The sequence below is a fragment of the Enterobacter cloacae complex sp. 277I4 genome, assembly GCF_050031465.1.
GTDB classification, from domain to species: Bacteria; Pseudomonadota; Gammaproteobacteria; order Enterobacterales; family Enterobacteriaceae; genus Enterobacter; species Enterobacter cloacae.
Genome location: NZ_JBLGWC010000001.1, coordinates 4,905,328 through 4,917,230, shown reverse-complemented (window position 1 = coordinate 4,917,230; position 11,903 = coordinate 4,905,328). Strand labels below are relative to the sequence as shown.

Annotated in this window: 13 protein-coding genes; 10 read left to right on the top strand and 3 right to left on the bottom strand. The window is 56.8% G+C overall.

The window, feature by feature from the left end:
* Positions 1-21: 21 nt before the first annotated feature.
* On the bottom strand, positions 22-342 hold the full coding sequence (gene cyaY / locus ACQG19_RS23935; RefSeq protein WP_013099261.1) for an iron donor protein CyaY: 321 nt from the start codon (positions 340-342) through the stop codon (positions 22-24).
* 135 nt (positions 343-477) lie between these two features.
* On the opposite strand from cyaY, the gene lptM reads away from it, so the two are divergent.
* From lptM to corA, 8 genes are all read left to right on the top strand, one after another.
* Positions 478-681 (top strand): LPS translocon maturation chaperone LptM, encoded by a 204-nt coding sequence (lptM, locus tag ACQG19_RS23930; RefSeq protein WP_013099260.1) that lies wholly within the window; start codon positions 478-480, stop codon positions 679-681.
* A 35-nt stretch (positions 682-716) separates the two neighbouring features.
* Complete coding sequence (gene dapF, locus ACQG19_RS23925) at positions 717-1,541, top strand: diaminopimelate epimerase (protein ID WP_013099259.1); 825 nt, start codon at positions 717-719, stop codon at positions 1,539-1,541.
* Positions 1,538-2,245: a DUF484 domain-containing protein gene (locus tag ACQG19_RS23920; RefSeq protein ID WP_013099258.1), complete on the top strand. Its 708-nt coding sequence runs from the start codon at positions 1,538-1,540 to the stop codon at positions 2,243-2,245. Before dapF ends, ACQG19_RS23920 begins: the two co-directional genes overlap by 4 nt.
* Entirely contained in the window at positions 2,242-3,144 is a 903-nt protein-coding gene (gene xerC / locus ACQG19_RS23915; protein ID WP_013099257.1) for a tyrosine recombinase XerC, read from the top strand. The genes ACQG19_RS23920 and xerC overlap by 4 nt, the downstream gene beginning before the upstream one ends.
* Positions 3,144-3,860, top strand: a complete 717-nt coding sequence (gene yigB / locus ACQG19_RS23910) for a 5-amino-6-(5-phospho-D-ribitylamino)uracil phosphatase YigB (RefSeq protein WP_013099256.1) — start codon at positions 3,144-3,146, stop codon at positions 3,858-3,860. Before xerC ends, yigB begins: the two co-directional genes overlap by 1 nt.
* Positions 3,861-3,968: 108 nt before the next feature.
* Positions 3,969-6,131, top strand: a complete 2,163-nt coding sequence (gene uvrD / locus ACQG19_RS23905; protein ID WP_013099255.1) for a DNA helicase II — start codon at positions 3,969-3,971, stop codon at positions 6,129-6,131.
* 149 nt (positions 6,132-6,280) lie between these two features.
* Positions 6,281-6,337, top strand: coding sequence for a YsgD/CorL family protein (ysgD, locus tag ACQG19_RS23900; RefSeq protein ID WP_212743980.1), 57 nt, complete (start codon positions 6,281-6,283; stop codon positions 6,335-6,337).
* 151 nt (positions 6,338-6,488) lie between these two features.
* Positions 6,489-7,439: a magnesium/cobalt transporter CorA gene (gene corA / locus ACQG19_RS23895; protein WP_008501540.1), complete on the top strand. Its 951-nt coding sequence runs from the start codon at positions 6,489-6,491 to the stop codon at positions 7,437-7,439.
* A 62-nt stretch (positions 7,440-7,501) separates the two neighbouring features.
* On the opposite strand, the gene rarD is transcribed toward corA, so the two are convergent.
* Together rarD and yigI are read right to left on the bottom strand one after the other, a co-directional pair.
* Complete coding sequence (gene rarD, locus ACQG19_RS23890) at positions 7,502-8,398, bottom strand: EamA family transporter RarD (RefSeq protein ID WP_246932786.1); 897 nt, start codon at positions 8,396-8,398, stop codon at positions 7,502-7,504.
* 51 nt (positions 8,399-8,449) lie between these two features.
* On the bottom strand, positions 8,450-8,917 hold the full coding sequence (gene yigI, locus ACQG19_RS23885; RefSeq protein ID WP_013099253.1) for an acyl-CoA thioesterase YigI: 468 nt from the start codon (positions 8,915-8,917) through the stop codon (positions 8,450-8,452).
* 162 nt (positions 8,918-9,079) lie between these two features.
* Between yigI and pldA the strand changes: the two genes are divergently transcribed.
* Together pldA and recQ are read left to right on the top strand one after the other, a co-directional pair.
* A complete protein-coding gene (pldA, locus tag ACQG19_RS23880; RefSeq protein WP_013099252.1) occupies positions 9,080-9,949 on the top strand; it encodes a phospholipase A in 870 nt (289 codons plus the stop codon).
* Between the two features lie 90 nt (positions 9,950-10,039).
* Positions 10,040-11,869 carry an ATP-dependent DNA helicase RecQ gene (recQ, locus tag ACQG19_RS23875; RefSeq protein WP_029883130.1) on the top strand — a complete coding sequence of 610 codons (1,830 nt, stop codon included), beginning with the start codon at positions 10,040-10,042 and terminating at the stop codon, positions 11,867-11,869.
* Positions 11,870-11,903: the final 34 nt, after the last annotated feature.

The window sequence follows — 11,903 nt, the reverse complement described above, 5'->3', positions numbered from 1 at the left end:
AGCCGCCACCGGGCAGCAAAACTACCTGAAACTCACATCTTCACCCGCCTGCGCGGTTGCAGCCTGCTCCAGCAGATCCCAGAAGGTTTCGCCGCTACGGTCACAAACCCATTCATCCCCTTTCAGATCGAAATGGTAGCCACCCTGTCTGGCCGCCAGCCATACCTGGTGAAGCGGCTCCTGGCGGTTAATAATAATTTTGCTGCCGTTTTCGAAACTGAGGGTCAGGATACCGCCGTTGATTTCACAATCGATATCGCTGTCGCCTTCCCAGTCGTCCAGGCGCTCTTCAATGGTCATCCACAGGGTGTCGGCAAGGCGATGGAATTCACTGTCGTTCATGGTTTTGTTCCTGTTTTTCGTGATGCCGGCAGTATAACCCTAAATAATTCCCGTTGCAGGAAAGCGGCAAACTCTTGCTTTTGTGTCTTCTCCTGCGATGATAGAAACAGATTTGAACTTACGGGCAACTTTATAATGAAAAACGCTTTCCGAACGCTTGCCGTTCTCATCACGCTGTTTAGTCTGACTGGCTGTGGGCTGAAGGGGCCGCTGTACTTCCCGCCAGCGGATAAAACCGCGCCGCCGCCGACGAAACCTGTGAACAGCGGCATTGAGTCATCCACGCCAGACACTAACGATCGTGGCAACAACGGTGGCCCGACCCAGGTTAATCTCTGACGATCACGTTCTGTACCCGCGCAATGGAGCAAATGATGCAGTTCTCTAAAATGCATGGCCTTGGTAACGATTTTATGGTCGTCGACGCGGTAACGCAGAATGTCTTTTTCTCCCCGGAACTGATCCGCCGCCTGGCGGATCGACACCTGGGCGTGGGGTTCGATCAGCTGCTGGTGGTTGAACCGCCGTACGATCCCGACCTCGATTTCCACTACCGTATTTTCAATGCGGATGGCAGCGAGGTGAATCAGTGCGGCAACGGCGCGCGCTGTTTTGCCCGCTTTGTCCGCCTGAAAGGGTTGACCAACAAACGCGATATCCGTGTCAGCACGGCGAATGGCCGCATGGTGCTCAGCGTTACTGATGACGAGCTGGTGCGCGTGAACATGGGCGAACCAAACTTCGAGCCTTCTGCGGTGCCGTTTCGCGCAAACAAAGCGGAAAAGACCTATATTATGCGTGCGGCCGAGCAGACAGTATTGTGTGGCGTCGTCTCGATGGGCAACCCACACTGTGTGATTCAGGTCGATAACGTGGAAACGGCCGCGGTTGAAACCCTGGGTCCGGTGCTGGAAAGCCATGAACGTTTCCCGGAACGGGCGAATATCGGTTTTATGCAGGTGGTGAAGCGTGAGCATATCCGTCTGCGCGTGTACGAGCGCGGCGCGGGCGAAACGCAGGCTTGCGGAAGCGGTGCCTGTGCTGCGGTGGCCGTCGGCATCTCTCAGGGGTTACTGGCCGAAGAGGTTCGCGTGGAGTTACCAGGCGGTCGTCTTGATATCGCCTGGAAAGGACCGGGTCATCCACTGTATATGACTGGCCCGGCGGCACATGTCTATGACGGGTTTATCCATCTATGAAACAACCAGGGGAAGAACTGCAGGAAACGGTGACGGAACTGGACGACAGGGCTGTTGTTGATTATCTGCTGCGCAATCCTGAGTTTTTTATTCGCAATGCACGCGTCGTCGAAGCGATGCGTGTGCCGCATCCGGTTCGCGGGACCGTGTCGCTGGTCGAATGGCACATGGCACGCTCGCGCAACCACATCAATCAGCTTGAAGAGAACATGACGTTGCTGATGGAGCAGGCCAACACGAACGAAAGCCTGTTCTATCGTCTTCTGCATCTGCAGGCGCGTCTGGCCTCGGCGCACAGCCTTGAAGAATTTCTCAGCCGCTTCCACCGCTGGGCGCGTGAACTGGGGCTGGCTGGCGCAACGATTCGTCTTTTCCCTGACCGCTGGCGCATTGGCGCGCCGTCCGGTTTTACCCATCTGGCGTTGAGTCGCCAGGCGTTTGAACCCCTGCGTATTCAGCGTCTGGGCCACGAACATCACTATCTTGGGCCGCTTAACGGGCCGGAACTGCTGGTGGTACTGCCGGAGGCGAAAGCGATAGGCTCGGTGGCGATGTCGATGATGGGGCGTGATGGCGATCTGGGGGTGATGTTATTTACCAGCCGCGACGCGCATCATTACGAGCAGGGACAAGGCACGCAGCTGCTGCAGGAGATCGCCCTGATGCTGCCTGAGCTGCTGGAGCGCTGGATTGAACGTGTATGACGGACGCCCTGCTCGCGACTGACGTCTCGCGCTTTCTGCGCTACCTGGGCGTTGAACGTCAGCTAAGCCCCATTACGCTGCTGAACTATCAGCGTCAGCTTGATGCCATCATGCAGATTGCCGATGAGATCGGCCTGAAAAGCTGGCAACAATGTGACGCTGCGACCGTCCGTGGGTTTGTTGTGCGCAGCCGTAAAAAAAACCTAAGCCCGGCGAGTCTGGCGCTCAGGCTTTCTGCGCTGCGCAGTTTCTTCGACTGGCTGGTGAGCCAGGGCGGCTTAAAAGCCAACCCGGCGAAAGGCATCGCCACGCCGAAAGCCCCGCGTCACCTGCCGAAAAATATCGACGTCGACGATGTAAACCGCCTGCTGGATATTGACCTCAACGACCCGCTGGCCGTGCGCGATCGCGCGATGCTGGAGGTCATGTACGGTGCGGGTCTGCGTCTTTCCGAACTGGTTAATCTCGATTTAAAACATCTCGATCTGGAGTCCGGCGAAGTGTGGGTGATGGGTAAGGGCAGCAAAGAGCGCCGCCTGCCGATTGGCCGTAATGCCGTCTCGTGGATTGAGCACTGGCTGGATCTGCGCGGGCTGTTTGGCGCCGAGGAGGATGCGCTGTTCCTGTCGAAACTCGGCAAGCGGATCTCGGCGCGTAACGTGCAGAAACGCTTTGCAGAGTGGGGCATTAAGCAGGGGCTCAACAGCCACGTACATCCACATAAGCTGCGCCACTCCTTTGCCACCCATATGCTGGAATCGAGTGGCGATCTGCGTGGCGTGCAGGAGCTGCTCGGCCACGCGAATCTCTCCACCACCCAAATCTATACCCACTTAGACTTTCAACACCTTGCGTCGGTGTATGACGCGGCGCATCCACGCGCCAAACGGGGGAAATAATGCGTTTTTACCGCCCACTGGGTCACATCTCAGCCCTGACTTTTGATCTTGATGACACCCTTTATGACAACCGTGAAGTGATCCTGCGAACTGAGCAGGAGTCACTGGCGTTTGTTCAGAACTACCATCCGGCGCTAAAGACGATGCAGAACAAGGACTTTCAGCTGCTGCGCCAGTCCCTGCGTGAGACCGAGCCGGATATTTATCACGATGTAACCGAATGGCGTCGCCGTGCGGTGGAGCAGGCGATGCTCAACGCTGGGCTGAGCGCACAGGATGCGGCCGTCGGGGCTGAAGCCGCAATGGAAAACTTCGCCAAATGGCGCAGCCGTATCGACGTGCCGCAGGAAACGCACGACACCCTGGCAAAACTGGCAGAAAAATGGCCGCTGGTCGCCATCACCAATGGCAATGCGCAGCCGGAGCTGTTTGGTCTGGGGGATTACTTCGAATTTGTGCTGCGGGCGGGTCCGCACGGGCGCTCGAAGCCGTTTAACGATATGTATCATCTGGCGGCGGAGAAGCTGAACCTGCCGCTCGGCGAAATGTTGCATGTGGGTGATGACCTGACCACAGACGTAGCGGGTGCCATCCGCTGCGGTATGCAGGCCTGCTGGATCAAGCCAGAAAAGACGGACCTGATGATCGCCCCGGACAGCCGTCTTCTGCCGCACCTGGAAATTTCACGGTTGGCATCCCTCACGACGCTGATATAATCACCAGTAATATTGTATAAATTACCAGGGTTTTTGCAGTTGTAGGCCCGGTAAGCAAAGCGCCACCGGGCGCTTTGCTGTGTTCCTGAATACTATGTGACGGTGCCAATGGACGTTTCTTACCTGCTCGACAGCCTTAATGACAAACAGCGTGACGCGGTTGCCGCCTCGCGTACCAACCTGCTGGTGCTGGCTGGGGCGGGCAGTGGTAAGACGCGCGTGCTGGTTCACCGTATCGCCTGGCTGCAGAGCGTGGAAAACTGCTCTCCGTACTCCATCATGGCGGTCACGTTCACCAACAAGGCGGCGGCGGAGATGCGCCACCGTATCGCCCAACTGATGGGCACCAGCCAGGGCGGCATGTGGGTCGGCACCTTCCACGGTCTGGCGCACCGTCTGCTGCGCGCGCACCATATGGATGCCAATCTGCCGCAGGATTTCCAGATCCTCGACAGTGAAGACCAGCTCCGTCTGCTGAAACGCCTGATTAAAGCGATGAATCTCGACGAGAAACAGTGGCCGCCGCGTCAGGCGATGTGGTACATCAACGGCCAGAAAGACGAAGGGTTGCGCCCGCACCATATTCAGAGCTTTGGCAATCCGGTGGAGCAGACCTGGCAGAACGTTTACAAGGCCTACCAGGAAGCGTGTGACCGCGCCGGGCTGGTGGACTTTGCCGAACTGTTGCTGCGCGCCCACGAGCTGTGGCTGAACAAACCGCATATCCTGCAGCACTACCGTGAACGCTTCACCAACATCCTGGTGGACGAATTCCAGGATACCAACAACATCCAGTACGCCTGGATCCGCCTGCTGGCCGGGGATACCGGCAAGGTGATGATCGTAGGCGATGACGATCAGTCCATCTACGGCTGGCGTGGCGCGCAGGTGGAAAACATTCAGCGCTTCCTCAACGACTTCCCCGGCGCCGAAACCATCCGTCTGGAGCAGAACTACCGCTCGACCAGCAATATCCTCAGCGCGGCCAACGCCCTGATTGAAAACAACAACGGGCGCCTGGGTAAAAAGCTGTGGACCGATGGGGTCGACGGTGAGCCGATTTCCATTTACTGCGCCTTCAACGAGCTCGACGAAGCACGTTTCGTGGTGAACCGCATCAAAACCTGGCAGGACAACGGTGGCGCGCTGGAACAGTGCGCCATTCTCTACCGCAGCAACGCCCAGTCGCGCGTGCTGGAAGAGGCGCTGCTGCAGGTGAGCATGCCGTACCGTATCTACGGCGGCATGCGCTTCTTCGAACGTCAGGAGATCAAAGACGCGCTCTCGTATCTGCGCCTGATCGCTAACCGAAACGACGATGCGGCGTTTGAACGTGTGGTGAATACGCCAACCCGCGGCATTGGTGACCGAACGCTGGACGTGGTGCGTCAGGCCTCGCGCGATCGTCAGCTTACGCTCTGGCAGGCGTGCCGCGAGCTGTTGCAGGAAAAAGCCCTCGCCGGGCGCGCCGCCAGCGCGCTGCAGCGCTTCCTGGAATTAATTGACGCGCTGGCGCAGGAAACCGCCGACATGCCGCTACACGTGCAGACTGACCGGGTGATCAAAGACTCGGGCCTGCGCACCATGTACGAGCAGGAAAAAGGCGAGAAGGGCCAGACCCGTATTGAGAACTTAGAGGAACTGGTGACGGCAACGCGCCAGTTCAGCTACAACGAAGAAGACGAAGACCTGATGCCGCTGCAGGCGTTCCTTTCTCACGCCGCGCTGGAAGCGGGCGAAGGGCAGGCGGATACCTGGCAGGATGCGGTTCAACTGATGACCCTGCACTCTGCCAAAGGCCTCGAATTCCCGCAGGTGTTTATCGTCGGCATGGAAGAGGGCATGTTCCCGAGCCAGATGTCGCTGGATGAAGGCGGGCGTCTGGAAGAGGAACGCCGTCTGGCTTACGTAGGCGTGACGCGAGCGATGCAGAAGCTGACGCTGACCTACGCTGAAACCCGCCGTTTGTACGGTAAAGAGGTCTATCACCGTCCGTCGCGCTTTATCGGCGAATTGCCGGAAGAGTGTGTCGAAGAAGTTCGTCTGCGTGCCAGTATCAGCCGCCCGGTCAGCCATCAGCGGATGGGCTCGCCGATTGCGGAAACCGACACTGGCTACAAGCTGGGCCAGCGCGTGCGCCATTCGAAGTTTGGCGAAGGCACCATCGTCAATCTGGAAGGCAGCGGCGAGCACAGTCGCCTGCAGGTGGCGTTCCAGGGGCAGGGGATCAAATGGCTGGTGGCCGCGTATGCCAAGCTGGAAGCAGTGTAACTTTCAGAAAAATATCATTATTTTGTAATAATCTGCTAGCCTTATACGTTGAAGGTCAATTAATGCCCTTCAGCGTTTCGTTGCGTGTTGACGCCACAGTTGCTGCTGGCGTAACATGCGCGCACGATTACGCTAAGAGGACATTCGCCTTGGACACACCCAGTAGATACTGGCTCAATTCCCTGTCATCCAGGAACAACTCCTAAGGCTATCTCCTCTTGCTGATGGCCTTAGTGGTTGTCAGCGACCTGCATTATTCCCGTCGCGCTGAGTCAGGCTGTTTAATGGTCTGAAACCCAATTTGTTTCTGTGTGCCCACCGAACTGTCCGATATTTTTTGCATTGGGAGTCCCGGTCATGTTGAGCGCATTTCAACTCGAAAATAACCGACTGACTCGGCTTGAAGCCGAAGAGTCACAGCCCCTCATTGATGCCGTATGGGTGGATCTGGTCGAGCCGGACGACGATGAACGCCTGCGCGTACAATCTGAGTTGGGGCAGAGTCTGGCCACTCGCCCGGAACTGGAAGACATCGAAGCATCCGCACGTTTTTTTGAAGACGAAGACGGCCTGCACATTCACTCCTTCTTCTTCTTTGAAGATGCCGAAGACCACGCGGGGAACTCCACCGTGGCATTTACCATTCGCGACGGTCGCCTGTTTACCCTGCGCGAGCGCGAACTGCCGGCGTTTCGTCTCTATCGCATGCGCGCCCGCAGCCAGGCGATGGTGGACGGCAATGCTTACGAATTGCTGCTCGATCTGTTCGAAACCAAAATTGAGCAACTGGCGGATGAGATTGAAAACATCTACAGCGATCTGGAAAAACTGAGCCGCGTCATCATGGAAGGCCATCAGGGCGATGAATACGACGAAGCGCTCTCCACGCTGGCGGAGCTGGAAGATATCGGCTGGAAGGTGCGTCTGTGTCTGATGGATACCCAGCGCGCGCTGAACTTCCTGGTGCGCAAGGCGCGTCTGCCGGGCGGCCAGCTGGAACAGGCGCGTGAGATCCTGCGCGATATCGAATCCCTGCTGCCGCACAACGAATCACTGTTCCAGAAGGTCAACTTCCTGATGCAGGCGGCGATGGGCTTTATCAACATCGAGCAGAACCGCATTATCAAGATCTTCTCGGTGGTATCCGTGGTGTTCCTGCCGCCGACGCTGGTGGCATCCAGCTATGGGATGAACTTTGAGTTTATGCCAGAGCTGAAGTGGAGCTTCGGCTATCCGGGGGCGATTATCTTTATGATCCTCGCCGGGCTGGCGCCGTATCTCTATTTCAAGCGTCGCAACTGGCTGTAAAAATCTGGCGGGTGGTACCCGCCCTACGATCGAATTCCCTCTCCCAAAGGGAGAGGGGAAAATCACAGCCCTTTACGCACCCGGCGCTGGGTATAAATCGCATCAGCGACAAAAATCGCCAGCGCCACCCAGATAAACGCGAACGTCACCATCTTATCCGCACCCGGCACTTCGCCGTAAAACACCACCGCCAGCAGGAACATCAGCGTCGGGCCGATGTACTGGAAAAAGCCCAGCGTGGACAGACGCAGGCGCGTTGCCGCACCGGTAAAGCAGAGCAGTGGGATAGTCGTCACCACGCCTGCGGCCATCAGCATTACATTCAGGGACCACGGGTTGCTGCCCATGTGGCTGGTCGGGCTGTCGGCAATGCCGAAGAGATAGATAGCGGCCACCGGCAACAGCCACAGGGTTTCAAACAGCATGCCGGTTTGCGCTTCCACGGCAATCTTCTTACGCACCAGCCCGTAGAACGCGAAGCTGAATGCCAGCCCCAGTGCAATAACAGGCAGTGAACCAAAGGTCCATAGCTGAACCAGCACGCCGCATAAGGCGAGGATCACCGCCAGCCACTGCATCCGGCGGAAGCGTTCGCCGAGGAAAATCATCCCCAGCACAATATTCACCAGCGGGTTAATAAAGTAGCCCAGACTCGCTTCGAGCATGTGATGGTTATTAACCGCCCAGATAAACAGCAGCCAGTTTCCGCCAATCAGTACTGCCGAGAGTGCCAGCAGGAAGATCTTCTTCGGGGTTTGTAGCAGCGTTTTGACGCCAGACCACTGACGGCTAACGCTCATCAGCGCGATCATGAAGAAGAAGGACCAGATGACGCGGTGAGTGAGGATCTCATCAGCCGGTACGTAAGCGATAAATTTAAAGTAGGCGGGTGCGACACCCCAAATAAAATAAGCGGCAAGGGCGAGTAACACGCCCTGCCGCGTCTGTTTAGCATCCATCGGGAAAATCCGTGACAAAAAAGTGAATTAACTTTACCCGATTTTTCAGCTTCAACCCACCATATAAGTGGCGGTTGCGCTGGCGATATAAAGTTGTTCTTCGTTATGCAGTTCAACACGCGCCACGGCAACCTTATTACCCGCACGGAGCAGGCTGCTGCTGCAGGTGAAGCGGTTTCCGCGCCCGGGACGCAGATAATCGACGCGTAAATCGATGGTACCCATGCGGGATAAGCGCTGACGCAGCTCGTCTTCGTTGATGGTGTCATGGCGGGTCAGGGTGCTGCCAACACATACCAGCCCTGCAGCCACGTCCAGCGCGGAGGCAATCACTCCGCCATGTAAAATGCTCTGTGCCCAGTTGCCTACCATCATCGGCTGGTTGTTAAAACTGAGCTGGGCAAAGTCTTTTTCGTAACGCTCCAGTTCCAGTCCCAGCGCGCGGTTAAACGGCATATGGTAAACAAAAATCTCGCCCACGAGTTTTAACGCTTCTTCGGCGGTTAGCATGGCTGACATGAGACATCACATCCTTAATGTTAATAAAATGTTGATTTTATGCCCGGACAGGCAAGAATGCCACTTTCAGAAACGAGGATGCAGCAGTTGCTGCAGAAGTCTGTAGAATGTGCGCCATATAACGATTCAGATCATTTAACATTTTGCAGGAGAACACCACCGATGCGGACGTATCTGGCAGGGTTACTGGCAGCGGTTGCGCTGCCCCTCACAGCCTATGCGCAGGAAGCGACAGTCAAAGAGGTGCATGATACGCCAGCAGTTCGCGGTAGCATTATCGCTAACCTGCTGCAGGAGCATGATAATCCCTTCACGCTCTACCCGTACGACACCAACTATGTGCTCTATACCTGGACCAGCGATCTCAACAAAGAGGCGATTCGCTCCTATGACTGGGCTGAGAATGCGCGCAAAGATGAGGTGAAATATCAGCTCAGCCTCGCATTTCCGTTCTGGCGCGGCATTCTGGGGCCGAATTCGGTTCTCGGTGCGTCTTATACCCAGAAATCCTGGTGGCAGCTTTCCAACAGCGGTGAATCTTCACCGTTCCGTGAAACCAACTATGAGCCACAGCTGTTCCTGGGGTTCGCCACGGATTATGAGTTTGCAGGCTGGACATTGCGTGACGTTGAAGTGGGCTTCAACCATGACTCCAACGGCCGTTCCGATCCAACCTCACGTAGCTGGAACCGCGCCTATACGCGCCTGATGGCGCAAAACGGTAATATGATGGTGGAAGTGAAGCCGTGGTACGTGGTGGGCAGCACCGATGACAACCCGGATATCACCAAATATATGGGCTACTATCAGCTCAGGATTGGCTATCAGCTGGGTGATGCGGTGCTGAGCGCCAGGGGCCAGTACAACTGGAACACCGGTTACGGCGGCGCAGAAGTGGGCTTAAGCTACCCGATGACCAAACACGTGCGTATTTATACGCAGGTCTACAGCGGTTACGGCGAGTCGCTCATCGATTACAACTTCAATCAGACCCGCGTGGGTGTCGGCGTGATGCTGAACGATATTTTCTAAGACGCTCGAATGTTTTTGCGTTAAACGTTGAAGTTTCTCTCTCAGGCGCTGAAAATAGCGCCTGTTTCATTTCTGGCATATGGGGTTAACGTGGCGCAGGCGGAAGTATTGAATCAGGAGTCGCTGGCTAAACAGGTTTTGCATGAAACCTTTGGCTACCAGCAGTTCCGTCCTGGCCAGGAAACCATCATTGAAACCGTGCTGGAAGGCCGTGATTGCCTGGTGGTAATGCCGACCGGTGGCGGTAAATCGCTCTGCTATCAGGTGCCCGCGCTGGTACTTAATGGCCTGACGGTCGTGGTATCGCCGCTGATTTCTCTGATGAAAGACCAGGTTGACCAGCTGCTCGCCAACGGCGTGGCGGCGGCCTGTCTTAACTCCACGCAAACCCGCGAGCAGCAGCAAGAGGTGATGGCCGGTTGCCGTACCGGACAGGTTCGCTTGCTGTATATCGCACCAGAACGATTGATGCTGGATAACTTCCTCGACCATCTGGCGCACTGGAATCCCGTTCTGCTGGCCGTTGATGAAGCGCACTGTATCTCGCAGTGGGGTCACGATTTCCGCCCGGAATATGCGGCACTTGGTCAGCTGCGTCAGCGCTTCCCTGAACTGCCGTTTATGGCGCTGACCGCCACGGCAGATGACACCACGCGGCTGGATATCGTCCGCCTGCTGGGGCTGAACGACCCGCTGATCCAGGTCAGCAGCTTCGACCGCCCGAACATCCGCTATATGCTGATGGAAAAATTCAAGCCGCTGGATCAGCTTCTGCGCTATGTGCAGGAGCAGCGCGGCAAGTCAGGCATCATCTACTGCAACAGCCGCGCGAAGGTGGAAGACACCGCTGCGCGTCTGCAAAACCGCGGCTTTAGCGCGGCGGCCTATCATGCCGGGTTAGAAAACCACATCCGCGCCGACGTGCAGGAAAAATTCCAGCGTGATGACCTGCAGATTGTGGTGGCGACGGTGGCGTTCGGCATGGGCATTAACAAGCCCAACGTCCGCTTTGTGGTGCACTTCGACATTCCGCGAAATATCGAATCCTACTACCAGGAAACCGGCCGCGCCGGCCGTGATGGTCTGCCTGCGGAAGCGATGCTGTTTTACGATCCGGCCGATATGGCGTGGCTGCGCCGCTGCCTTGAAGAGAAACCTCAGGGACAGCTGCAGGATATCGAGCGTCACAAACTCAACGCCATGGGCGCGTTTGCGGAAGCGCAGACCTGCCGTCGTCTGGTGCTGCTCAACTACTTTGGTGAAGGGCGTCAGGAGCCGTGCGGCAACTGCGATATCTGTCTCGACCCGCCAAAGCAGTACGATGGCCTGATGGACGCGCGTAAGGCGCTTTCGACCATATACCGTGTTAATCAGCGCTTCGGGATGGGCTACGTGGTGGAAGTGCTGCGCGGCGCCAATAACCAGCGTATCCGCGACATGGGCCACGATAAGCTGCCTGTCTACGGTATTGGCAAAGACCAGAGCCACGAGCATTGGGTCAGCATTATTCGTCAGTTGATTCACCTCGGTTTTGCCACACAGAACATCGCCCAGCACTCCGCGCTTCAGCTCACCGAAGCCGCGCGCCCGGTGCTGCGTGGGGATGTTGAACTCAAGCTTGCCGTGCCGCGCGTAGTGGCCCTGAAACCGCGGGTGATGCAGAAATCCTACGGCGGCAACTACGACCGCAAGCTGTTTGCCAAACTGCGCAAGCTGCGTAAAGCGATTGCCGATGAAGAGAACATTCCGCCATATGTGGTCTTCAACGACGCGACGCTGATCGAGATGGCCGAGCAGATGCCGCTCAGCGCCAGCGAAATGCTGAGCGTCAACGGCGTGGGCACGCGCAAGCTGGAGCGCTTTGGTAAAGAATTCATGGCGCTCATCCGTTCACATGTCGATGGTGATGATGAGGAGTAGTCAGCCGCGCAAAAAAGTGCCAGGATGATGACTC